Source organism: Flavicella sp., from assembly GCF_037132785.1.
GTDB lineage: Bacteria > Bacteroidota > Bacteroidia > Flavobacteriales > Flavobacteriaceae > Flavicella.
In genome coordinates this window covers 1-25073 of the sequence record NZ_JBAHZZ010000182.1, presented here as the reverse complement: position 1 = coordinate 25073, position 25073 = coordinate 1, and the positions used below count along the sequence as shown (strand labels likewise).

Below are 25073 nucleotides of genomic sequence, written 5' to 3'. Positions count from 1 at the left end.
CCACAGAAATAGCTGAATGATAAACTATCGTTAAGTCTATCTTCTACTTGGTAATCGCTTAAACCATACCAACTCTGTAAAAGACACATTTTAAAAAGCAACAAACCATCATAGGAAGGCTTACCAACGGCACTTTTACCCTTGGAATAGTCCTTGTCTATTATTTTTGAAATTCGATCCCAATCGATAAGAATATTTATTTGACTAAAAAATGTAGCTTTTATCTTTCTTGTGAGTAAATCACAAATACTATCTGAAAAAGTAGGTAATGTTTGTAATTTTACATCTTAAGCATGTAGTTTAATTAACTGAATAATAATAGTTTATGATGTTAATTTTTATTGTTCACCTTGCAACGGTCTTAAGTTTATTACTTGATCCATAATCAATAGTAATTCTAAAAACAATTCTGAATACAAGAATAATGATTGCTAATAACTATATTTGTGCCAATTAGTACATCAAAACTTTTATTCATGTCTATAGAAAAAAACTTAAATATAATTTCTAACTCAATTCCTGAAAACGTAACTTTAGTTGCTGTTTCTAAAACAAAACCGAATTCAGCAATTGAAGAAGCTTATATAGCTGGGCAAAGAATTTTTGGAGAAAATAAAGTTCAAGAATTAGTTGGAAAAAAAGCATTGCTTCCTAAGGATATTCAATGGCATTTAATTGGTCATTTACAAAAAAACAAAGTAAAATATATTGCCTCTTTTATTTCTTTAATTCATGGAGTTGATAGCTTTGAAACCCTTAAGGAAATAGACAAACAAGCAAAAAAACACAACCGAATAATTGATTGTTTGTTACAAGTTAAAATAGCAGTTGAAGATAGTAAATTTGGCATGGAAATTATTGATGTTAAATCTATTCTTACTTCAGAAAAATTAGATACAATGAAAAATGTAAATATTGTTGGATTGATGGGGATGGCTTCATTTACAGATAATTCTAGGCAGGTGATAAATGAATTTAAATCCTTAAAAATATTTTTTGACAGTACAAAATTGACTACATTGTCTATGGGGATGAGTGGTGATTACAAACTAGCTATAGAAGAAGGTAGTACCATGGTGCGTATAGGTAGTGCTATATTTGGTTCACGATAGTAAGATTAATAAATTGGATACTAAAAAGACTGAATGTACGCAATAATTGATATAGAAACTACTGGTGGTAAATTTAATGAAGAAGGCATTACAGAAGTTGCAATCTATAAATTTGATGGACATAATATTATTGATCAATTTATAAGTTTGGTAAATCCAGAACGACCAATCCAACCGTTTGTTGTAAATCTTACTGGAATTACTGAAAAAATGGTGCAAACAGCTCCTAAATTTCATGAGGTAGCAAAACGAATTGTTGAGATTACACAAGATTGTGTATTCATTGCTCATAATACTTCATTTGATTATAGGATTATAAGAACTGAATTTAGTAGATTGGGATATGATTATTTTCGAGAAACTTTATGTACCGTGGAATTAAGTAAAGCGTTGATTCCTGAAATGCCTTCATATAGTTTAGGTAAACTATGTAAATCTTTAGGAATTCCTATGAGTTCTAGACATCGTGCAAGTGGAGATGCCATGGCAACTGTAAAGCTATTCAAGCTGCTGTTAGACAAAGATATAGATAAAAAAATCACTAAAACATCAATAAAAACGCTAGCTGATAAAGAGATTGTACTACCTTCAAATATTTTAGATTATATAAAAATAATTCCTAAAGAAACTGGATTATTTTTTATTCATAACAAAGCTGGAGATGTATTATATGTAGGCAAAAATAAGAATATTCAAAAAGGGATCAATCAATTATTCTTAAGAACTTCAAAGAGGATTAAAACGCTACTAAAGTTAACCTATTCGATCACCATCGAAGAAACAGGAAATGAACTATTAGCAGATTTGAAATTTATTGATGCAAACTTAAAACTTAAGCCAAAATTCAATACTAAAAGAAGAAAAAAAATTCCTACTGTTATTTTTAATAATGACAATATGTTACTTATCAATAAAGGCCGACATTCTAATGAAAAATCAGTCCTGTTTTTAGAAGACAATCAAATAAAAGGTTCTGCTTTTATCGATTTGGCATACCAAATTGAAAATATCGAAATTGTAAGAAAAATGATGAGTCCAATTGTTGATAATTTAACAACTAGATATGTTACCAAAAAATTTTTAGAAAAAGGAAAAGTCGATAAAATTGTTAGATTTTAATTAAACTAAGGATTCTTTTCTATGAAAACATTAATACAAAATTGGAAATCTAAACTTCATGAAATCATTTATGAAGCAGATACTCCTGCGGGAAAATTGTTCGATGTACTCCTACTAATTACTATCGTATCTAGTATTCTTCTTGTCACGCTTGAGAGTGTACCTTCTATTAATTATAAACACGAAAGATTTTTCGATATCTCGGAATGGATTATCACGATATTATTCACCTTCGAATATCTTTTAAGAATAATATCGATAAAAAAACCAATAAATTATATCTTTAGTTATTATGGTATTATCGATTTTCTATCTACGATTCCTAAATATTTATCCTTAATTTTTGGAGGTGCACATGTATTAATTATTCTTAGATCACTTCGATTATTACGGGTTTTTAGAATCTTGAAAATCACTCGATATATTGGAGAATCTGATAAATTAATGTCTGCATTAAAAGCAAGTAGGGTTAAAATCATAGTATTTGTTTTTGCTGTTGTTATATTGTGTTTAATTTTAGGAACTGTCATGTATATCGTGGAAGCAGGTGCTAGTAGTGGTTTTATAAGCATTCCTAGAAGTGTTTATTGGACAATCGTTACTATGACAACGGTTGGTTATGGCGACATTGCTCCTGTAACTACTCTTGGACAATTTATTGCATCCATTGTAATGATTCTAGGTTATGGAATTATTGCCGTGCCTACAGGTATCGTAACTTCTGAATATACATCACAATACAAAATAAAACAGACAAATACGAGGAGTTGCGAAAATTGTGGAACGGAAAAACATATTGATAACTCTAGATTTTGTCACAATTGTGGAGATAAATTTTAATTTATGAAATCCAAACAACTCATTACTATAGTTGGTCCAACTGCAATTGGAAAAACTTCTTTAAGTCTTAAATTAGCTGAAAGATTCAATGCCCCTATCCTGTCTTGTGATTCGAGACAATTTTATAAAGAAACAAGAATTGGTACTGCAGTTCCTAGTGAAGAAGAACAATCACATGCTCCACATTATTTTATTCAAGATAGATCAATTTTTGATGATTATAATGTTGGTCAGTTTGAAAGAGATGCTTTAAAAAAACTAGATGAGCTTTTTAAAACTCACGATGTTATTATCATGGTGGGAGGCAGTGGGTTATATGTTGATGCGGTTTTAAAGGGATTGGATTATTTTCCGGAGATTTCACCTAAAATTCGTGAACAACTCAATAAAGATATCGAAAGTAATGGATTGTTTTCTTTACAAGAAAAATTAAAAAATTTAGACCCTGAAACTTACAATTCAATTGCTGTTGAAAACCCACATAGAGTGATTAGAGCTTTAGAAGTTTGTATAGGTTCAGGAAAAACATATTCTTCTTTTAAAAACAAACCCAAAGAAGCAAGAAACTTCAACTCTATAAAAATAGGAATCAAAGCTGACAGAGAAATTATATACAACCGAATCAATCAACGTGTTGATAACATGATAAAAGAAGGACTCTTAGAAGAGGCTAAAGCGGTGTATCCTCATAAAAAAGTAAACGCATTACAGACTGTTGGATATCGTGAGATTTTTTCTTATTTCGATGGTGATTACACTTTAGAATTTGCCGTTTCTGAAATCAAGAAAAACACAAGACGATTTGCAAAAAGACAAATAACCTGGTTTAAAAAAGATCCTAAGACCATTTGGTTTGATTATCTTGTGAATCCAAAAATTATATTTGAAACTGTACAGGAAATTTTAAAAATAAATAAATATTAACTTCTATAAATATGTCTCCACTTCCTAAAGTAATTGAAAGTAAAAAAAAAATAAGGTTTCAAGACTGTGACCCATTTAACCATTTAAATAATGGTAGATATGTTGATTATTATATTAATGCTAGAGAAGATCAAGCTCTTGAAAATTATAATATCGACTTCTTTAAAACAATCGAAGAAGAAGGTTTAGGCTGGGTGATTGCAAACAACCAAGTATGTTACCTAAAGCCTGTATTTACTATGGAAACTGTGGTGATTGAATCGCAGTTAATTGGTTATTCCCTGAAACATTTCCAAATTGAAATGCGTATGTGGAATGCTGATAAAACAATTTTAAAATCTGCAGCTTGGTTTACATTTGTTCCCTTTAACTTAAGAACCAACAAAGTCCAAATTCACCAAGAAAAATACACTAAAATTTTCAGAGAAGTTTTGCTAGAAGTTCCTGAAAAAACTTTTGAAAATCGTGAAATGTACTTTAGAGGCAGACAGAGAAATAAAGCATAATTTAACTTTTAAATTAACCAAGCACTTAAAGTATAACTTTTAGGTATCTTTGCCTTTGTTAAAATAAAAGATTTTAAAATGAATACGATAAAAAATTTTAAAGAATATATACAAGATATTACATGCCAAGACGGATATGTAAAACCTTTAGCGTTTGGATTAGGAATTAGAAAATCCAAAGAAGACAAAACCTTAGATGTTAATTTTCCTTCGATCAACTGGGACAATGCATTTGGAACAGCTGCATTATTGCAAGATATAACGGATTATTCTTCTGATAAAAATGGATTTATACCTGTTTCTAAAGAACAGTTGCAACAAGCATTTGACAACTTTGAAGCTTTTCATTCTGAAATTGAAAAACATCCAAATATTGTTTTAATCAAACAATTATTAGATAATTACAACCAACCTAAAGGTTATCAAACTATTGATGTGGTTGCTTACTTTTTATTCGACAAAGATACTACAGTGGAAAACACTGTAGAGGCATATTTTAAACTGCAATGTATATCACAACTTCATGTAAAACCACATGGACTTTCTTTAGATGGAGTTTTCGGTAAATTAAACAATATAGCTTGGACAAATAAAGGACCTATTCTTCCAGAAGATTTAAGTACTGAAAGAATTAAAGCTACATTTAAAGGTGAATCTCTAAATGTAACACATGTAGACAAATTTCCTTATATGGTAGATTATTATGTTCCTAATGGAGTGCGTATTGCCTCGGCATCTCAAGTACGTTTAGGTGCGCACACCGCACAAGGAACCACGGTAATGCCTGCGGGTTATATAAATTTTAATGCTGGAACTCTTGGAAACGCAATGATAGAAGGTAGAGTTTCTGGAGGTGTTATTGTAGGTCATGATTCTGATTTAGGAGGTGGAGTTTCTATTATGGGGACTTTGTCTGGAGGTAACAAAAATGTTATCTCTATTGGAGATAGATGTTTGTTGGGAGCCAATTCAGGAACAGGAATCTCTTTAGGTTTCGGTTGTACAATTGCCGCAGGTGTTTATGTAACTGCTGCTGCCAAAGTATGGATGTACAACGAGAAAAAACAACCTATCAATAACAAAGGGTTTGTTGTTGAAGAGGGGGAGAATATTGTAAAAGCTGCTGAATTAAATGGAAAGGATAAGTTGTTGTTTTTACTTGATAGCACTAACGGTCATTTAGTGTGTAGACCGAATCCAAAAACAATTGAACTAAATGAATCTTTACATACGTCCAACGATTAGTTTGAAACAGTTACAATCAAAAATCCACCTAAAACTATATCTTAGGTGGATTTTATTTCATAGCAATTAGATTCCCAGTTTATTAATCGATATCAACAATTAAATAATAATAATTGTCAACAATTCAAATATAGATGATTTCATCAATCCAAAACATGATAATTATCATTCTTTGATTTTTTTTATTTGAAGTACTTTGTTGGAAATTTAAAGTAATTAATAATGACAAAAATAACACCCATACATTCCTTTCATATTCCTGTGATGGGATTGGCATTTACTATAGACAGCCCAATAAAAATTGCTCAATATGGAATTTCTTCTGTTGTTTCAATTACAGATGATATCTTAATTGAAAACATGAATTCTTTTTACAGTGTAAAATACAATTTACCCTTTAAATCTTATTCAACGAAAGATCCTGAAGCTAGATCGACTCGAATTACTTCTTATTTAAACAATATGGATATCATTGTGAAAAAGAAGTTTCACAATTTTAAAGTTTCCCTTACAGAAAAAAAAGAAGCCTTAGATAATTACATCAATTTATTGCCTGATTTTTCTGACGTAAAAAAAAGCTTGGTGAAAATGATTGAAGAAAATACTTCAAAAGAAGTTCTTCAAAATTGGATTCAAGAAAATTTATCGCCGGGGAATATTGATGTAAATATTATGACAAAACTAGATAATAGTCGTACTCATAAAAAACAACCTTTACCTTCTCATTATAACGATGCGCATACTGCACTTAAAGGTTTTGCAGAAAGCACGTTAAAGTCTTCTATCGTTTTGTCTGCAGGTATAAATCCAAGGCTGTATAGCTACTTTGAACAATTCGAAGATTTCTATCCTACTAAAGACGGAGAGCTTAATAAAAAAATAGTTTTAAAAGTCAGTGACTATCGTTCTGCAACAATTCAAGGAATGTTCTTTGCAAAAAAAGGGTTATGGGTTTCAGAATACAGAATTGAATCTGGTTTAAACTGTGGAGGTCATGCTTTTGCTACCGAAGGACTTTTATTAGGTCCTATCTTAAACACCTTTACCGAAAATAAAAAAGACTTAATCAATAGAACTTTTGAAGTTTATAAGTCGGCTCTAGAAGCGAAAGGAAAACAAGTGCCAGAAAACCCACTCGATATTGAAATCACAGTGCAAGGAGGAGTTGGAACTTCAAAAGAACATCAATTTTTATTAGACAACTATGATGTAAGTTCTGTGGGGTGGGGATCACCATTTCTATTAGTTCCTGAAGCTACAACAGTAGACAAACATACTCTTGAAGTATTAGCGAAAGCAAAAGAGAAGGACTTATATTTAAGTAATATTTCCCCTTTAGGAGTTCCTTTTAATAGTGTAAAAGGAGTGTCTAATGATGCCTATAAATTATCAAAAATAGAAAATGATAATATCGGGAGTCATTGTCCTAAAAAATTTCTCGCTTTAAATAGAGACAGTAATGGTAAATCTATTTGTACGGCCTCTCAAAAATATCAAAGCGGTGAAATTAAAAAATTAAAAGACGAAAACCTGTCAGTAGAAATTTACCAACAAAAATTCAATAAAATAACGGAGAAATCTTGTTTATGTATTGGTTTAGCAAATGCAGGTTTAATTGATAATAATATTGAGTCAAAGGATACAAAATCTGGAGTTTTAGTGTGTCCAGGACCAAACATTGCTTATTTTGATAAAATAATTTCATTAAAAACTATGGTTCAGCATATCTATGGAAAAATGCCTAATCTAACTCCTGGAAACAGACCTAATATGTTTGTAAAAGAATTAGAAATGTATGTGAAATATTTTAATGATAAACTGGATGAGTTTAAGGTTAATCCCAATAAAAAAGACCAAAAATATTTGACCTCTTTTTATAAAAACATTAACGAAGGTATTTCTTATTACCAAGATCTTTTTAAAGAATCTAACATAGTTTCCTCTTTTTCAAAATTACAAAAGAAGCTTCATTCTTTTTAAAAAAAACTTAGAATTTGAGCCACCAGTTATATACTGGTGGCTTTTTTAGTATAATTGATCACTCTGAGGAATTATATATGGAATCTAATAAAGTTGGTGATACAAACTTATCTCTTCGATAAAAATATTTTTATTTTACCATTCAAATCTTAAATTCAAGTAATAAATGTAACTTTTATAGGAGTATCTTAAAATTTTTATAGAAGAAAAAGGAACATAGTTATTTAATTGAAAGACATTCAAAAATTAAAAAATCTATTCAAAATTAACTAAGTTAGAAAACTCAATGTTTTACATATATTAATTACATTTGTAATCATGCAAAAGAACATCAATATACGGAATAAAAAAGCTCGCTTTGAGTATGAAATACTGGACACCTATACGGCAGGTATTCAATTGACAGGTACAGAAATAAAATCTATTAGACAAAGCAAAGCTAGAATAACAGGAAGCTTTTGTGAATTTAATGAACAAGGAGAGTTATTTGTTATCAACATGTATATTGAAGAATACATTTACGGACATTCATATAACCACAATCCTAAAAGTTCTAGAAGATTACTTTTAAATAAAAAGGAATTAAAAAAAATAGAAAAACAGGTTAAAAACGTGGGCCTTACCATTGTTCCTTTAAAACTATATTTAACAGATAAAGGATGGGCCAAAGTAAATATTGCTTTGTGTAGAGGAAAGAAAATACACGATAAAAGAAATACATTAAAAGAAAAAGATAACAAAAGAGACTTAGATAGAATAAAAAAGAATTTTTAAATGGCGAAATTGCTTCTTTATTTGAACTTAATTCGCTGGAACAATATTCTTTTACTGTTATTTTGCCAAATTCTGTTTAAATACCAAGTATTTCCTTATTTTAAATCAACTTCTTTATTATCAAATTTTGAATTTATTTTATTATTAATTAGTGTTATTTGTATTGCTGCTGGAGGCTATATTATTAATGATATTTTCGATGTAAAGTGTGACAAAATAAACAAACCTAAAAAAGTATACATCCCAAAACTCATAAACCTGAAAACTGCAAAACTTTACTACGTTTCTACAACAGGACTTGGGCTTTTATTTGGGTCGACTGTATGTATATTAACGGGGAATGCAATCCATATCATTACCTATTTAATAGTTATTATTCTCTTGTATACTTATTCTTTATCTTTTAAAAGAACAGCTTTAATCGGTAATTTTATCACCGCTGCATTGGTCAGCTTTAATTTAATTTTATTGTTGTTACTCGACTCCAATTTTAATCAATCAAATAAAGCAGTTCACTTAACACTACTGTTTTCACTATTTTCATTTTTAATAAACTTTTTACGAGAAATTATAAAGGATATTGAAGACGTTAATGGAGATTATAATTCTGGTTTTAAAACACTCCCGATTATTATAGGCAATAATAGAACGGTAAAATTTGTATTAGGATTCAGTATTATTCCTCTATATTTTCTATTAAATTTTGGAATATATGAATTAAATAAACGCTATGTCATTCAAATATTTTATTGGTTATTTATTGTGTCTACATTTTTTCTGTTTATTTATAAAACATGCAGTGCCATATCAAAACCTCACTTTAGTTTTATTAGTAAACTTTTAAAATGGATTCTTATTTTTGGTCTAATTTTAATATTCTTGATGACCTATGCTTAAAAATCTACTAGATAAATACTCAATCATCTTAGCATCTGGTTCACCTAGAAGACAGCAGTTCTTAGAAGAATTAAAGATTCCTTTTTCAATTAAATTTTTTGACATTGAAGAAATTTATCCTCCACAACTAATTCGCGAAGAAATCACTAATTATTTAGCCGAATTAAAGGCTAAACCTTTTGATACAATTCTTAAAGAAGATGAGCTTATAATTGCTTCAGATACGGTTGTATGGTTTAAAAACAAAGCTCTGGGGAAACCTAAGAATCACCAGGAGTCTTTTGATATGCTTAGTGCGCTCTCTGGAAACTCACATGAGGTTATTTCTTCTATTTGTTTTAAGACAAAGAGAGCTACAAAAACGATTCACGATTGCACCAAAGTATATTTTAAAAATTTAACTTCGGATGAAATAAATTTTTATATAGATAACTATAAACCTTTCGATAAAGCGGGTAGTTACGGTATTCAAGAATGGATTGGATATATAGGAGTTGAAAAAATTGAAGGGAATTATTCTAATGTTATGGGATTCCCCTTATCTAAACTATACGAATTTTTAAAAAACGAAGTAAATAACCCTCGATGAATTTGTTTTTAAAATAAGTCTTTCCGTCCATCACATTATGTTTTTAATGATTTTTTCCTGATGACAAATATATTTCACTTAAGTTGCTTTCTGAAAACGAAAATAACATCAAAATGATTGGTTAAATTAGTTTTTATTTCCTTTATATTTTAATATAAAATAGAACCGTAACCATAGGCTATGCTTATATTTGCTATTTCATCTAAAAAAAAATAATCCAAATTTATCATCAACCACTCTGAAATTCATTTGGTATAAGTCCTGCTTTAGTAGGACTTTTTTTATTGTTTTTTATGAAATAATTTATTGAATGTTGTAGTTTTAAAGAAAAAACTATGATAAAAAGAACTTTATTTTTCGCCAACAAATGTAGTCTATCAACAAAACTAGAACAACTAAAAATAATAACCGAAACAAGAGAAACAACCATTCCAATAGAAGATATCGGGTTTGTTGTTATAGAGCACCAAGAATGTTATTTGTCGGTTCCCTTGTTAAACAAGCTGACAGAAAACAATGTGGCAGTTGTTTTTTGCAACCATAAACATCTACCCAAAAGCATGTTGCTAAACTTAGATAGTCATCATGTACAGCAAGAGTTATTTACGTGTCAAATTACTGCTACGGAGCCCTTAAAAAAACAATTATGGCAACAAGTAATTAAACAAAAAATCACTAACCAAGCTGAGCTATTAAATGCTATTGGGATTAAAAATGATCCATTAAAATATTATGCCTCAAAAGTTTTAAGTGGAGATTCTGAAAATAGAGAAGCTGTGGCAGCGGCTTTTTATTGGAAACATATTTTTGACTTTGATTTTAAAAGGGAACGTTTTGGCGATTTCCCCAATTCATTTTTAAATTATGGTTATGCCATTTTAAGAGCAGCTGTGGCTAGAGCTTTGTCTGGTAGTGGATTGCTAAATACCTTGGGTATTCACCATCATAATAAATACAATGCTTTTTGCTTGGCAGATGATATAATGGAACCTTATAGACCTGTAGTAGATGCAAAAGTATTAGAGATTATAAAAAATAATGATACGCAAGAATTAACTACTGAAATAAAAATGGAATTGTTGAAAATCTTGACGGAAACCGTTTATTTTGACGGAAAAAAAAGTCCGCTTATGGTTGCTTTAAGCACAACCACTAGTTCCTTACAGCAGTGTTATATGGGAAAGATAAAAAAAATTAGCTTCCCTAAATTATGGATTTAAACGGATATAGAATTATGTGGTTATTTGTTTTTTTTGATTTACCAACGGATACAAAAAAGGATAGAAGAAATGCAGCTTTGTTTCGGAAAAATTTATTAAAAGATGGCTTTACTATGATGCAATACTCTGTGTATATGCGGCATTGTGCCAGTAGTGAAAGTGCTGATGTACATGAAAAAAGAATAAAAAGCTTGCTTCCTCCCTTTGGCAAAGTGAGTATTCTTAGGATTACTGATAAACAGTATGGGAATATTATGAATTTTTGGGGTAAAGTTGAAGAGCCCAAAGAGCCTCCTGTTTTGCAGTTAGAATTATTTTGATAGAAAATGAAAAATGCTCCAAACAAAGCAATTAAATCTTTGAAAGGAGCATTTTTATTTACGATACTATATGTTAATTGCTTTGTTATCAGCTGCTTTAATGGCAACTAATATCGTAATCTCTAATCTTTAATCAAACCACAACCTGCAAGGAACTAATACGAGACTAAAATCTAATATCGTAATCTCTAATCTTTAATCAAACCACAACGATGCAATATCAATTCCTTCAGTCATTGTTAATATCGTAATCTCTAATCTTTAATCAAACCACAACTGTGTTCTGGTTTACCTATAAAATTTCTTAAATATCGTAATCTCTAATCTTTAATCAAACCACAACTACAACAACAAGGCATCTTATACTATATCTAATATCGTAATCTCTAATCTTTAATCAAACCACAACTTAATACTACTATACGCTCTTATACAAACGAAATATCGTAATCTCTAATCTTTAATCAAACCACAACTCTGTGTCCGTGTCTATTAATATCAGAGGAAATATCGTAATCTCTAATCTTTAATCAAACCACAACTATAAACAATAATATAAATAAGAGTACTTTAATATCGTAATCTCTAATCTTTAATCAAACCACAACAGGGTAATTGTATTTGAAAAATTAGAGCGCAATATCGTAATCTCTAATCTTTAATCAAACCACAACTTCTAGGACTACTGATTTAAACGCTTTTAAAATATCGTAATCTCTAATCTTTAATCAAACCACAACATTAAGGAATAACTAAAAAAAATAAGATGAAATATCGTAATCTCTAATCTTTAATCAAACCACAACAAGGCGACATTTTATATCTAAGCGAATCAAAATATCGTAATCTCTAATCTTTAATCAAACCACAACGCGCCCTAATGATAGGTAAAAGCAAAATAAATATCGTAATCTCTAATCTTTAATCAAACCACAACTCAAATCGCAAAGGCGTAGACTTGGCTTGTAATATCGTAATCTCTAATCTTTAATCAAACCACAACTTCGTGAGGTCGGGCTCTCTATTGTAAAAAATATCGTAATCTCTAATCTTTAATCAAACCACAACTACAATGCGAGCTTTTAAAAGAAGCTAGTTAATATCGTAATCTCTAATCTTTAATCAAACCACAACTTATCGTTCCAATCATACAGAACTGCATAAAATATCGTAATCTCTAATCTTTAATCAAACCACAACTGAAGTTGATCCAAAGTATTTTTTAAGTGAAATATCGTAATCTCTAATCTTTAATCAAACCACAACGATAGAGATGCTTACTGTTGACACTTTAGAAATATCGTAATCTCTAATCTTTAATCAAACCACAACTGATAGATGAACTAAAGCACATAGAGGAACAATATCGTAATCTCTAATCTTTAATCAAACCACAACTGAGTTCCCTTTCCCTCGAGACTGGATTATAATATCGTAATCTCTAATCTTTAATCAAACCACAACTACTGTATTATAAAAAACAAACGAGGCGAGAATATCGTAATCTCTAATCTTTAATCAAACCACAACTTGACAAGTCCTATAACGGTAGATAATACAAATATCGTAATCTCTAATCTTTAATCAAACCACAACAAGCATACTCTTATATCAAACATGGCATACAATATCGTAATCTCTAATCTTTAATCAAACCACAACACTGTTGTCTGCAAGTAAAGCTGCTTGTTGAATATCGTAATCTCTAATCTTTAATCAAACCACAACACACGTTTAAAAACACCGAGGAAACGGTATTAATATCGTAATCTCTAATCTTTAATCAAACCACAACTGGAGTGGTCTTTTGTATAATGCAGACACAAATATCGTAATCTCTAATCTTTAATCAAACCACAACTTACACCACTCACGACATTAAGATGAAAAGAATATCGTAATCTCTAATCTTTAATCAAACCACAACAAAGTACCTCCACTGTCTATTGACGTTATTAATATCGTAATCTCTAATCTTTAATCAAACCACAACTAAAACACTTGTTTAATAGATTTCCAGGAGAGTTAAAAGCATGTCAATGAACGTTTTACTTAGGTTGTTCTTTTTATGTGTTTTCTGTTATTTTACCAGTTTGATTTATTCTGAAATCAAAAGAATTGACTAATATATTTGATTTATTAATACTTAGTCTTAGCCACGGTGTTGGATTATTAAAATTAATTACAGAATTTTTTAAATTGTTATCCTTCATGTATTTTACGATAGTTTTCTCATCGGAATTCTTACTGCTTTGTTGCATAGCTGTATTTTGATGTCTAAATTGAATTCTTCCATCTCCTTCAAATCCAATTATTTTGTATAAGATATTAATCTTTTTTTTATTTGAGAGTTCCCAAACTTCACTAGGTGTTTCGTTATACATTAAAACCATCATTCCTTTTTTAAGAATGTACTTCAATGGCAAATTAGATTTACTATGAAGTTTTGGAACTAAATCGTAATTTATTCGATGACTTTTACTACTTAACTTATAATATTCTGCTGCATCAATATTGTTTACCAATTCAAAATCACGTTTTAATTTCCCTTTTTCATTAAGGCCTTCATAAATCGCCATACAATAATTATTTTCATTTTTTACATGAAATTGTTGTTTGTATTCTTTTTTAGATAAAAATGGTGTAGAATGTTTTTTAAAGTCTTGTAAAATAGAATTTTTAGATACTGAAGGAACGTAAATTCTAACCTTTTTAAGAGGAATTAGTTTTTCTTTATTTTGCCAAATTCCTTCTTCGATAATTTTTGCACCGGTATCATTAAATATAATTAACTTGTCTTTTGCTGCTTGTTCAACAATTAGCCTAATATTAATATCAACAATATTAACGATGTCAGATTTTTTCAAGTTTGTCAATGCTTTACGAACAACATAATTTGGAATTATATTATCAATTGTATCTTTTTTTATTACTCCGTTTTTGTCTTTTTCAATTGCTCCGTAAAAAGTGCCTAAATGTAACGATCCTCTAGCCGTATCTCCTTTTAAATAAATAATACGACCACTTTTATCTTTTTGAATTATCCCTTTTTTCCTGAACTTTCTTTTTGTTTGTGTCGGTAATACATCTTTATTTTGATGTACAATAAAAACTTCGTTTTTTAAATTGCGTACATCTTCGGTAAAGGTATTCCATGGTTTTTCTTTGGCTAATTCCTTTTTTGCTTTTTGATATTCCCCTTTGTCTTCTAGACCCCAAGCATGTGCTAGTTTGTCGTATTTACCTTTGTCCATACTAGCAATGGTAATTGCATCAATACAATGGTGAATATGGTTGCTTCTGTCTTTTGGTAGGTATTGAGTTCTGCCAAAGTTATCAGTAAAAGTATCGTGTAGTCCCCACGCTTTTCTGTATTCGGCAACCATTTCACCTTTTACAGAATAAACTTTATGAAACACCGATTTTAAATAAGCTCTAGCGTATTTAGAAATGATACCTATATCTACTGCCTGGCTGTTTTTAAAACCATCTTTGATTTCCTCCATGGTAAAGCGAATATATTTTCCTTTCCAATAGTCATGCTCCATTTTTAAATAGTGACGTTTTTGAATCAATCTATCTTTTTGTTCTTTATCACTTGCATTACGTGACTGTCGTATTATTTTTTCAATTTCATTACTTAAATTCTCATACCGTACTTTCCAATGTTTTATTCTGGGTAAAATCCTCTCATTTATTTGTAGTTCAAAAGGTGTTTTATTTCCTTTTATAGACCGATTAAACTTACTTTCACAAAGGGTTTTATTCAGTTGTGAATTATCCCAAGAACGACTTCTAGGTAAAGTATGTTCTATGTCATATTTGGGGTTTCCTCCTAAAAAATCAGACAAGCTAATAGTTTTACCGGTATATATACAAACATGATTTTGCTCTTCCCATAATGTGTATTTTAAAATATCCTCTTTGCTAACTATTTTTCCATCTTCTCTTTGTTCTAATAAATAAGCAAATTTTTCAATGTCAGCATCAGATAAATTATCAATTGTTTGTCCGTTATTTTCTTTTGGGTAAAGTTCTTTTATTTTGTCAGCATAAATTTTATAAAGTTCTTTTTTGTCGTTTTGCCATTTTTCAATTGCTTTACGTTTATTTGCATCATTTAATTGGCGTGAAAGTTCGATGTTTATTTTTGTGTTTTTATCAATTTTCTCTTCAATAATTAGTGTATTGATTAATTTTTTTAATTGATGTAGGGCTTTCATTGCCATAGGGTTTTTAATGGATCCTACTTCTGGGCTTCCCAGACCAATAAACTCAGTATTGTTTTTATCTTTTATGATTATGGAACTAAATTTATCTATATCCGATGGGTGGTATAAATGGTCTGTTAAATTGGGCTTTATTAATTGATTGTCTGATAAAAAAGCCATGATTTTTTCGTCAACTCTTTTGCTAATAATACGGTCACGGACTTTTAAATGACTAATAAAAGTGTTGAAAGCAGTGCTAAATAATGCTTCTTTATTTTTTTTGCTTTCCCAGTTTTTAATTCCAAATTCTTTTTTTAATGATTTTTCTAAATCTTCTTTAAAAATATTTTCAGCTTCTTTGGAATAATTAAAATTATTATCTCTGTCGTAACAATTACTTAATAAGCTATTAATCACAAAAAATATTTTGTTCTCTTCTTGATGGTTCGTGATAATATGACCAATTTCTTTTTCAATTAAAGCTCTATCATCTTTATTATTCCATTTTTCAGGAGAAACTATTTTATCCATATTTGCCATAAAAACAGCATGAGGATATAACAATCCTATTTTTAAATAAGGCAGTATTTTGTTGATAGCATATAAACTTAAAGAAGCATATTCTTTTTTTAAATGAATTTTAGCGAATTTTTCAGCAGTTTTAGTATCTGTCTTTAATTTTTCAAGAGCAAAATCTTTTAATTTCTCGTCAGAAGTGTACGTAGAAAGTACGTGCCAGATATCTGCAATTACTTCATTTGGTGTTTTGAAACGGGTGGTTTTATTCGTTTTTCTATCGGTAATGTTTTTATCGGTATAATTTTCGAAAATTATATTTTTATATTCTTTTCCAAAAACATTAATTAAATTGGCAATTGTAGGGCATCCACTAATAGTAGATTTGTCTTTGTAATTATATAAATGATTTACACCTAATATTTTTTTCAGGTCTTCAAAAGCAAATGTTGGTTTGGATTTTCGGTAAAAGGAATTAATAATTTTGGTTCTTTCTTCACTATTTAAAAGTCTGTAATTTTCATTGTCGCTCGTTTTTATTTTAATATTATTGATAAAACTATACATTCTAAACTCTTCAAATTCGGGTCTAGAGCTTGCGCATCTTGTACGACTTGCTTCTAAAGAACATTTTCCAACCAATCCTTTTTGTGACTTTAGAGGGCGTTGGTAAAATATGGCTTTGTATAATTCTTTTACAAAACCATTATATCTTTGATTTGCATCTTTTTTTGAATAGTCAATACCTGCAAGGTTTTGTGCTGTACAGATAATTTCAAATTCTTTTAAGTAATGATCTTCTCTTGAAGTATATTTGTTACGAATTTTATTGTCAACGTTATTTCTATCTTCGTTGTAAATTCTCCAAAAATATTGACCTAGAGTTTTGCATTTTGAATTCAAAATAGCTTCATCTAAATCTGAAATTCCTTTTTTAACGGCTCCTAGGTTTTCTTTTTTATAAAGCCTTTCTAAAAGCTTTTGTTTTACTTCTTTTGTGGATATTTTTTCTTTATAAATTTTTAAAAAACTATTGTATAGTTTTTTTAATTCATTCTCTCCAGCATTTAAGTCTTTGGTTTTTTTATCAATGATGTCAAACTGCTCGTAATATTCATTAACAGAAGAGTGTACTTGAATAAGATTTTCCGCCTCATTAATTTTAGCGGATAATTCAGGTTGTATTTTTTCTATAACACCTTTGTCAGATTGATCTAGTCGGTTACTTAAAAAACCTCGTCGTTGCGCAATATGATAGAAAGCTCTACCTAGATCATAATTGTTAATTTTTACTTTACTAGCTTTGTCTCTAAAATAATAGGGATTAATATTTAAGGCCTCATCTGTTTTTAACCAATTTAAAAACTCAGGTTTAGTTGGGTAGTTTTTGAAATTAGATTTCCGCCATTCTTCTACTTCCTCAACAGTTAACGGACACAGGTTGTACTTTGCTAGTACCAAAAGAGTTTGGTATTTTCTGATCTTTCGTCTGAATTTTAGTCTTCTAGAACTTCTAAAGGCCGTTCTTTCGGCAGTTTTAGATTTTTCAATTCCATTTTCTTTTTTGACTCCTTCTGAAAATATTAAAACACCTTTGTCATCAAGTTTTTTATCTTCAATCAATGCCCAACCAATAGAATTGGTTCCTAAATCTAGTCCTAGCGTTTTTGTCATCTTGTGCAATCTTTTTAGAAATTTAAAGATATAAAACAAAAAATAAATTTTATGCAGGTTTTCGTAATATTTTTCGTTTAAAATTTCTATATTTGAATGTGAAAAAAAAGAACTCTAATCTTTATTCTTATCACAATAAGGCTATATGCCGTAGATGAAAGTCTTAAGTCCTGCTTCGGTGGGACTTTTTTTATTTTGTATAGCAAAATAAATTTTTCTAACTTATTTGTGATTTTCTGAATGCTAAAAGTTATGATAGCAAAGTTTACAAAGCAACCGCAAAAGTTTGCTAAGGAAAAAAAGTGTTCATCAAAGAAAGGCAACCTTTTAATGCTTAACGAAGGATAAGAATTAAAAAACAGATTTAACTGTTTTATGGCATTTATGAATTTTAGTTATCATCTATGTTGTGGTTAGGATAGCGATAACCAATAATTAATTTTCAATATCCAGTTAGAAACGTTTAAAAACTTGTTTATAATTATTTGTTTTCCTCTTTTTATTTTTGGTCTAAATTCTTATTTTAGCAAGGTTTATATCCTATTTATTAATTTTTGATAAGGGATTGCATCAATCAACCTAGTATTAGCAAATAAAAAATGGCAGAAACTACTTATACAGAGGATAATATACGGTCTCTTGATTGGAAAGAGCATATTAGAATGCGACCTGGAATGTATATTGGAAAATTGGGCGATGGAACTTCACAAGATGATGGAATTTATATTCTTATCAAAGAGGTGTTAGACAACTCTATTGATGAGTTTGTGATGAATGCAGGTAAAACTATTGAGATTACTGTTAAAAACACTAGTGTTGTTATACGAGATTATGGACGTGGGATTCCATTAGGAAAAGTAGTTGATGTAGTTTCTAAAATGAATACTGGTGGAAAATATGACTCCAAAGCTTTTAAAAAATCAGTTGGACTAAACGGAGTTGGTACAAAAGCAGTGAATGCACTTTCGTCCTATTTTCGGGTACAATCTATTCGAGATGGGAAAACTGTTTATGCGGAGTTTGAAAAAGGAGAATTGATTTCTGAAAGTAAAGTTGAAAGTTCTAGTCAGCGAAAAGGAACAAGAGTTTCTTTTACACCAGATATTAGCATCTTTGCGAATTGTAAATACCGAAATGAATATGTGATAAAAATGATTAAAAACTATGTGTATTTAAATACCGGTTTGACAATTGTTTTTAATGGAGAAAAATATTATTCAAATGGCGGATTAAAAGATTTGCTAGAAGAAAATACAAATGAAGAAGATAGAGCTTATCCTATAATTCATTTAAAAGCTGAGGATATAGAGCTGGCAATGACCCATAGTAAAACCCAATATAGCGAAGAGTACCATTCCTTTGTGAACGGGCAGCATACCACCCAAGGAGGAACGCATCAGATTGCTTTTAGAGAAGCGATTGTAAAAACGATTCGAGAATTTTTCGGAAAGTCTTTTGAAGCATCAGATATCCGAAAATCCATTGTATCTGCGATTAGCATTAAGGTAATGGAACCAATTTTTGAAAGTCAAACCAAAACAAAATTAGGATCCACAGAGATGGGAGGAGGTTTGCCAACGGTAAGAACTTTTATCAATGATTTTATAAAGACAAAGTTAGATAACTATCTTCATAAAAATCCTGATACTGCAGAGCAGATTCAAAGAAAAATATTACAGGCAGAAAGAGAACGAAAGGAATTGTCTGGAGTGCGTAAACTGGCAAGAGATCGTGCTAAAAAAGCAAACCTTCACAATAAAAAGTTGAGAGACTGCCGTGTACATTTGGGCGATTTAAAAAATGAAAACCGCTTAGATACTACTTTGTTTATTACAGAGGGAGATTCTGCGAGTGGGTCTATTACAAAATCGAGAAACGTTAATACCCAAGCTGTTTTTAGTTTAAAAGGAAAACCTTTGAACTCATATGGGATGAGTAAAAAAGTAGTGTATGAGAATGAAGAATTCAATTTATTACAAGCAGCATTGAACATTGAAGAAAGTTTAGAAAATTTGCGTTATAACAATATTGTAATTGCTACAGATGCTGATGTTGACGGAATGCATATTCGATTATTGTTGATTACATTCTTTTTACAGTTTTTTCCTGAAGTGATCAAAGAAGGGCATTTGTTTATTTTAGAAACACCCCTGTTTAGAGTGAGAAATAAAAAAGAAACTGTTTATTGTTATTCTGAAGAAGAAAGAAGAAATGCACTGGGTAAATTATCAGGAAAACCAGAAATTACTCGATTTAAAGGATTGGGAGAAATCTCGCCAAATGAATTTGTGCATTTTATTGGTGAAAATATCCGCTTAGATCCCGTTATGTTGGACAAAGAGGTGCCGATAGATAAAATGCTAGAGTTTTATATGGGTAAAAACACTCCGGATAGACAAAAATTTATTATTGAAAATTTAAAAGTTGAATTGGATATTGTTGACTAATGATAAAAAAAACAGTAAAAACATTTAAACCAACTTTTCAAATATATAATTTTTTCCATAAGAAAAAATTGATGCACAATGTATCTTTATATAAGAAATTTGGACTTTCAAAAAAATATTATTCATCTGTTTCAGCAAGTGATTTTGAAGGGCTAGAGGAAGAGGTTAATATTTACGATAAAAAAAATTCTAAGCAGGAATTGTTTAAATCAGATAGATTTCTTGAACTTGATGAAAAAATTCAAAAAGAATTATTATTATGGTCGGATAATGGATATGTAGTTTTAAAAAATTATTTTTCTTCTGAAGAGGTAGATCGTTTTAATGGAAAAATAGATGAGTTATTAGAAGCAAAAAAAGTAAAGTTTGAAAATGGCAATAAGATTATGTTTGCCATTCACAAATCAAAATTATTATTTAATATTGGTGCCCATAAAAAAATAATTTCGATTTTAGAAACCTTGTTAAATAAGCAGGTTAGTTTGTTTCAAAGTATTAATTTTTTAACAGGAAGTCAACAAGGTGCACATTCGGATTCAATTAGTATGTCTACATTTCCAAAAGGGAATTTGATTGCAATATGGGTGGCGTTGGAAGATATTGATGAGAAAAACGGCCCATTGTATTATTATAAAGGGTCTCATAAATTGCCTTATTTTATGAATAAGAATTTTAATAATGAAGGCAGTCTATTTTTTTTAGGAACTAAAGGCTATGATGAATATCTAAAAAACATCCAAAATTTATTGGATGTAAATCAATTAGAAAAACAACACTTTTTGGCAAAAAAAGGAGATGTTTTAATTTGGCATGCAAATTTGGTTCATGGAGGAGAAAAGGTTTTAGATAAAAACAGAACAAGAAAAAGTATGGTTTTTCATTATTATGCAAAAGATGCCATTGCCTTTCATGAAATAACACAAAGACCAACGTTGAAACAAAATTTGGAAGGTTTATTTGAAAGTTTAAAAGAGTAACATGCAAGAAGAAAACAATATCCCAGATGTTATTTATCAGTTTTATGATTTTGAAACGGGAATTGAAAAAGTTTTAAAAGATAAAACGATACGATTTTCTAACCCCAAAGACTTTAATGACCCTTTTGATATAAAATCAGATTCATCAAAAGAAGAAGTATTAATACATTATCCTAACTTGTCAGATCTTGAAATAAATAATATATTAAGAGTGATTAAAGACTCTGAATATAAAGTATTAGAAGGAAATTCTTCAAGGCATAGAATTAGTTGTTTTAGTGAAAATTATAAGGAAATCTTGATGTGGTCTCATTATGCAGATAAACACAAAGGTATATGTGTTGGGTACAATATAGAAAAAAACAAAGACAATGGAGGTTTTTATTTAAAAGTAGAATATCCTAAAAATAATAAGTTTGAGAGAAAGCTGTTTGGACGGGGGTTATCTGAAAAAGTGAATAGTGATGCTCTTAACCATTTAATAAGTTATAAAAGTAAATAGGTGGAGTTATGAAGAAGAAATAAGGCAGGTTTTAACAAAGTACTATGACTTAGATAAATTAGAGGATTATTATATTGAATCTTTTTCAAGTTTAGGTGTAGTTGTTGAAAAAGTCATCTTCGGTTTAAAAGTTCCATTTGAAGAAATCAAAAATGAAATTGAATATTTACAATCTTACGGTTATAATAATATAGAATTCTACCAAATGAAAGAGGTTCCGAATCAGTTCAGAATAAAAAAGCAGTCAATCAACATAGAAGACATATCCTAATAGAATGCAAGAAAACGAGCAAGAAAATAACGGCACAGAAGAGAAACAAGAAACGATTACGAAAGTAACCGGAATGTATAAAGAATGGTTTTTAGACTATGCTTCGTATGTGATCCTAGAAAGAGCTGTTCCTGCTTTGGACGATGGTTTTAAACCCGTACAGCGTAGAATTATGCAGTCTATGAAAGATTTGGATGATGGACGTTATAATAAAGTAGCAAATTTGGTTGGGCACACCATGCAGTATCACCCACATGGAGATAGTTCAATAGCAGATGCGTTGGTTCAATTGGGACAAAAAGAATTGCTGATAGATATGCAAGGAAACTGGGGGAATATCTTTACTGGTGATCGTGCAGCTGCTTCAAGGTATATTGAAGCTAGATTGTCAAAATTTGCTATGGATGTTGTGTTTAACCCAAAAACTACTCATTGGCAAGCATCTTATGATGGTCGTAGAAAAGAACCGATACATCTACCTGTAAAATTTCCGTTATTATTAGCCCAAGGAGCAGAAGGAATTGCCGTTGGGTTATCAACCAAAGTACTGCCTCATAATTTTATAGAGCTGATTGATGCTTCTGTTAAATACCTAAAAGGCAGGAGTTTTAAAATAGTTCCCGATTTTTTAACTGGGGGAATCGCTGATTTCACCAATTATAATGATGGAGAAAGAGGGGGGAAAGTTAGAGTCAGAGCGAGAATAAATCAGGTAGATAAAAAAACTTTAGCAATTACAGAAATTCCTTTTGCAAGTACCACTTCGTCTTTGATTGATTCCATATTGAAAGCAAATGAAAAATCAAAGATAAAAATAAAGAAAATTGAAGACAATACTGCTGCTGAGGTAGAAATTTTAATCCACCTTCCTCCCAATGTATCACCTGATAAAACGATAGATGCCCTGTATGCATTTACCAATTGTGAATCTTCTATATCTCCATTAAGTTGTATCATTGAAAATCATAAGCCTTTATTTATCGGTGTTACTGAGCAATTAAAACGATCTACAGATCATACGGTAGAATTGTTAAAGAGAGAACTTGAAATTCAATTAGAAGAACTGAATGAACAATGGCATTTTGCTTCTTTGGAGCGGATTTTTATTGAAAATAGAATCTATCGTGATATAGAAGAAGTTGAAACTTGGGACGGAGTAATTGCAGCCATTGATTTAGGATTAAAGCCTTTTACAACCCACTTAAAACGAAAAGTTACTACAGATGATATTTTGCGCTTAACTGAAATTAGAATCAAGAAAATTTCAAAGTTTGATATAGATAAAGCAAAGCAGTTTATAGAATCTCTTGAGGATAAAATAACGGATGTGAAAGATAAATTGGACAATTTGATTGAGTTTTCCATTAGTTATTTTAAGCGCTTAAAAGATACCTATGGGAAAGGTAAAGAACGTAAAACTGAAATCAGAACTTTTGACGATATCATTGCTTCTAAAGTAGCATTGAGTAATACCAAAATCTATGTAAATAGAGAAGAAGGTTTTATAGGAACATCATTAAAAAAAGATGAATTTGTTGCCGATTGTTCGGATATTGATGATATAATCATCTTTAGAAAAAATGGAACAATGATGATTACAAAAGTAGCGACTAAAACTTTTGTAGGTAAAGATATTATTTATTTGGCAGTATTTAAAAAAGGAGATAAGCGAACGGTTTATAATTTGATGTATCGAGATGGAAAACAAGGTCCCAGTTATATGAAACGATTTAATGTGACGAGTATTACCAGAGATAAAGAATACCATCTAACTGCTGGCAATAAAGGATCTGTAATTTATTATTTTTCTGCAAATCTAAACGGTGAAGCAGAATTAGTTACGGTTAATTTAAGAACCGTAGGAAGTGTAAAAAAATTAAAATGGGATATTGATTTCTCAGACCTATTGATAAAAGGACGTTCATCAAAAGGGAATTTAATAACAAAACTATCTATCAGAAAAATAGAATTTAAATCGGCAGGTAAATCTACTCTTAAACCGAGAAAAATATGGTTTGATGATACGGTTCAACGTTTAAATGTAGATGAAAGAGGAAAGTTGTTAGGAGAGTTTACTGCTGAAGACAAGTTGTTAATTCTGACTAAGTCAGGTATTGCAAAAACCATAACACCGTTGCTTAATTATCATTTTGAAGAGGATATGATTGTTTTAGAAAAATGGGAGCCAAACAAACCTATCTCTGCCATTTATTTTGATGGTGAAAAGGCAAAATATTTTGTAAAACGATTTATGATTGATCATCCAGAAAGAGAGGATAAATTTATAACAGATCATGAAAAATCACAGTTGGAAACAGTTGCTACGGATTACAGACCCAATGCAGAGGTTTTCTTTTCAAAAAGAAATTTAGATTCTATTATAGTAGAATTTGAGCAATTTATCGCTGTTAAAGGAATCAAAGCAATTGGTAATCAGTTGTCAACAGATAAAATAAAACAAGTAAAAATTTTAGAGCCAAATCCATATATTCCTCCTGTTTTAGATAATATTGAGGTAACGGAAGATGTCATTTCAGAGGATGATAATTCTCAACCCACATTGTTTTAATCGCTTAGTAGGTTTATCAAACGTCTTTTTAAATTATAAGGATTTCTTATGTCATTTAAATTGACAGGCTAAATTTGTTGTTTTTTGGCGAGAGCTAAATAATACCATTTTAACATTCAAATGACGCATTAAATTCGTTTCCTTTTCATTTATGTTTCTCACAAAAACAAAACCGTAACGGGGCTATGCTTCTGTTTATATTGCTTATCTGAATAAAAAATATTCCAAATTATTATTACGTCAAGACCGTTGCATAATGCTCTTTTCATTTTTAGATTTCAATTTTGACTTTTTAAATCTAAAATTTATATTTTTTTTTCTTATTTTCATTGTTTATGTTAGTTATGGATCTATTTTTTGGTTCATTTTCCTTTAGTTTT

The 25073-nt window shown here is 30.0% G+C and carries 18 protein-coding genes and 1 CRISPR repeat array; of the genes, 16 read left to right on the top strand and 2 right to left on the bottom strand.

Annotated features, from left to right (window positions below; genetic code table 11):
* On the bottom strand, window positions 1-161 hold a 161-nt coding region (locus V5787_RS11615; RefSeq protein WP_336893374.1), incomplete at its 3' end, for a transposase.
* A 315-nt stretch (window positions 162-476) separates the two neighbouring features.
* On the opposite strand from V5787_RS11615, the gene V5787_RS11610 reads away from it, so the two are divergent.
* The 12 genes from V5787_RS11610 (at window position 477) to cas2 (ending at window position 11526) form a co-directional block, all read left to right on the top strand.
* On the top strand, window positions 477-1112 hold the full coding sequence (locus V5787_RS11610) for a YggS family pyridoxal phosphate-dependent enzyme (protein ID WP_336893373.1): 636 nt from the start codon (window positions 477-479) through the stop codon (window positions 1110-1112).
* A 33-nt stretch (window positions 1113-1145) separates the two neighbouring features.
* A complete protein-coding gene (locus V5787_RS11605; RefSeq protein WP_336893372.1) occupies window positions 1146-2231 on the top strand; it encodes an exonuclease domain-containing protein in 1086 nt (361 codons plus the stop codon).
* Window positions 2232-2252: 21 nt separating this feature from the next.
* The gene (locus tag V5787_RS11600) at window positions 2253-3071 is read left to right on the top strand and encodes an ion transporter (RefSeq protein WP_336893371.1); all 819 of its coding nucleotides are present in this window, start codon (window positions 2253-2255) and stop codon (window positions 3069-3071) included.
* A 3-nt stretch (window positions 3072-3074) separates the two neighbouring features.
* Window positions 3075-3995: a tRNA (adenosine(37)-N6)-dimethylallyltransferase MiaA gene (miaA, locus tag V5787_RS11595; RefSeq protein ID WP_336893370.1), complete on the top strand. Its 921-nt coding sequence runs from the start codon at window positions 3075-3077 to the stop codon at window positions 3993-3995.
* Between the two features lie 11 nt (window positions 3996-4006).
* Window positions 4007-4501, top strand: a complete 495-nt coding sequence (locus V5787_RS11590) for an acyl-CoA thioesterase (RefSeq protein WP_336893369.1) — start codon at window positions 4007-4009, stop codon at window positions 4499-4501.
* A 78-nt stretch (window positions 4502-4579) separates the two neighbouring features.
* Window positions 4580-5746 (top strand): tetrahydrodipicolinate N-succinyltransferase N-terminal domain-containing protein, encoded by a 1167-nt coding sequence (locus V5787_RS11585; protein WP_336893368.1) that lies wholly within the window; start codon window positions 4580-4582, stop codon window positions 5744-5746.
* Window positions 5747-5968: 222 nt separating this feature from the next.
* Window positions 5969-7726 (top strand): hypothetical protein, encoded by a 1758-nt coding sequence (locus V5787_RS11580; RefSeq protein ID WP_336893367.1) that lies wholly within the window; start codon window positions 5969-5971, stop codon window positions 7724-7726.
* A 318-nt stretch (window positions 7727-8044) separates the two neighbouring features.
* Window positions 8045-8500 (top strand): SsrA-binding protein SmpB, encoded by a 456-nt coding sequence (gene smpB / locus V5787_RS11575; RefSeq protein ID WP_336893366.1) that lies wholly within the window; start codon window positions 8045-8047, stop codon window positions 8498-8500.
* On the top strand, window positions 8501-9397 hold the full coding sequence (locus V5787_RS11570; RefSeq protein WP_336893365.1) for a geranylgeranylglycerol-phosphate geranylgeranyltransferase: 897 nt from the start codon (window positions 8501-8503) through the stop codon (window positions 9395-9397).
* A complete protein-coding gene (locus V5787_RS11565; protein ID WP_336893364.1) occupies window positions 9390-9986 on the top strand; it encodes a Maf family nucleotide pyrophosphatase in 597 nt (198 codons plus the stop codon). The genes V5787_RS11570 and V5787_RS11565 overlap by 8 nt, the downstream gene beginning before the upstream one ends.
* A gap of 335 nt (window positions 9987-10321) precedes the next feature.
* Window positions 10322-11206, top strand: coding sequence for a type II CRISPR-associated endonuclease Cas1 (gene cas1 / locus V5787_RS11560; RefSeq protein ID WP_336893363.1), 885 nt, complete (start codon window positions 10322-10324; stop codon window positions 11204-11206).
* Window positions 11197-11526 carry a CRISPR-associated endonuclease Cas2 gene (gene cas2 / locus V5787_RS11555; RefSeq protein ID WP_336893362.1) on the top strand — a complete coding sequence of 110 codons (330 nt, stop codon included), beginning with the start codon at window positions 11197-11199 and terminating at the stop codon, window positions 11524-11526. The genes cas1 and cas2 overlap by 10 nt, the downstream gene beginning before the upstream one ends.
* 109 nt (window positions 11527-11635) lie before the next feature.
* A CRISPR array of direct repeats spans window positions 11636-13519; the repeat unit is 36 nt; unit sequence AATATCGTAATCTCTAATCTTTAATCAAACCACAAC.
* Window positions 13520-13592: 73 nt separating this feature from the next.
* Here cas2 and cas9 read toward each other — a convergent pair.
* On the bottom strand, window positions 13593-17927 hold the full coding sequence (gene cas9 / locus V5787_RS11550) for a type II CRISPR RNA-guided endonuclease Cas9 (protein WP_336893361.1): 4335 nt from the start codon (window positions 17925-17927) through the stop codon (window positions 13593-13595).
* A 599-nt stretch (window positions 17928-18526) separates the two neighbouring features.
* Here cas9 and V5787_RS11545 point away from each other — a divergent pair.
* The 4 genes from V5787_RS11545 (at window position 18527) to V5787_RS11530 (ending at window position 24693) form a co-directional block, all read left to right on the top strand.
* Window positions 18527-20374, top strand: a complete 1848-nt coding sequence (locus tag V5787_RS11545) for a DNA topoisomerase IV subunit B (RefSeq protein WP_336893360.1) — start codon at window positions 18527-18529, stop codon at window positions 20372-20374.
* 71 nt (window positions 20375-20445) lie between these two features.
* Window positions 20446-21351 carry a phytanoyl-CoA dioxygenase family protein gene (locus tag V5787_RS11540; RefSeq protein ID WP_336893359.1) on the top strand — a complete coding sequence of 302 codons (906 nt, stop codon included), beginning with the start codon at window positions 20446-20448 and terminating at the stop codon, window positions 21349-21351.
* A 1-nt stretch (window position 21352) separates the two neighbouring features.
* On the top strand, window positions 21353-21853 hold the full coding sequence (locus V5787_RS11535) for a DUF2971 domain-containing protein (RefSeq protein ID WP_336893358.1): 501 nt from the start codon (window positions 21353-21355) through the stop codon (window positions 21851-21853).
* A 275-nt stretch (window positions 21854-22128) separates the two neighbouring features.
* Window positions 22129-24693, top strand: a complete 2565-nt coding sequence (locus V5787_RS11530; protein ID WP_336893357.1) for a DNA gyrase/topoisomerase IV subunit A — start codon at window positions 22129-22131, stop codon at window positions 24691-24693.
* Window positions 24694-25073: the final 380 nt, after the last annotated feature.

Bases quoted from the DNA above. Each gene is read 5' to 3' on its own strand.
- V5787_RS11610 (WP_336893373.1), top strand. From the start codon at position 477: ATGTCTATAGAAAAAAACTTAAATATAATTTCTAACTCAATTCCTGAA.
- V5787_RS11605 (WP_336893372.1), top strand. From the start codon at position 1,146: ATGTACGCAATAATTGATATAGAAACTACTGGTGGTAAATTTAATGAA.
- V5787_RS11600 (WP_336893371.1), top strand. From the start codon at position 2,253: ATGAAAACATTAATACAAAATTGGAAATCTAAACTTCATGAAATCATT.
- miaA (WP_336893370.1), top strand. From the start codon at position 3,075: ATGAAATCCAAACAACTCATTACTATAGTTGGTCCAACTGCAATTGGA.
- V5787_RS11590 (WP_336893369.1), top strand. From the start codon at position 4,007: ATGTCTCCACTTCCTAAAGTAATTGAAAGTAAAAAAAAAATAAGGTTT.
- V5787_RS11585 (WP_336893368.1), top strand. From the start codon at position 4,580: ATGAATACGATAAAAAATTTTAAAGAATATATACAAGATATTACATGC.
- V5787_RS11580 (WP_336893367.1), top strand. From the start codon at position 5,969: ATGACAAAAATAACACCCATACATTCCTTTCATATTCCTGTGATGGGA.
- smpB (WP_336893366.1), top strand. From the start codon at position 8,045: ATGCAAAAGAACATCAATATACGGAATAAAAAAGCTCGCTTTGAGTAT.
- V5787_RS11570 (WP_336893365.1), top strand. From the start codon at position 8,501: ATGGCGAAATTGCTTCTTTATTTGAACTTAATTCGCTGGAACAATATT.
- V5787_RS11565 (WP_336893364.1), top strand. From the start codon at position 9,390: ATGCTTAAAAATCTACTAGATAAATACTCAATCATCTTAGCATCTGGT.
- cas1 (WP_336893363.1), top strand. From the start codon at position 10,322: ATGATAAAAAGAACTTTATTTTTCGCCAACAAATGTAGTCTATCAACA.
- cas2 (WP_336893362.1), top strand. From the start codon at position 11,197: ATGGATTTAAACGGATATAGAATTATGTGGTTATTTGTTTTTTTTGAT.
- cas9 (WP_336893361.1), bottom strand. From the start codon at position 17,927: ATGACAAAAACGCTAGGACTAGATTTAGGAACCAATTCTATTGGTTGG.
- V5787_RS11545 (WP_336893360.1), top strand. From the start codon at position 18,527: ATGGCAGAAACTACTTATACAGAGGATAATATACGGTCTCTTGATTGG.
- V5787_RS11540 (WP_336893359.1), top strand. From the start codon at position 20,446: ATGCACAATGTATCTTTATATAAGAAATTTGGACTTTCAAAAAAATAT.
- V5787_RS11535 (WP_336893358.1), top strand. From the start codon at position 21,353: ATGCAAGAAGAAAACAATATCCCAGATGTTATTTATCAGTTTTATGAT.
- V5787_RS11530 (WP_336893357.1), top strand. From the start codon at position 22,129: ATGCAAGAAAACGAGCAAGAAAATAACGGCACAGAAGAGAAACAAGAA.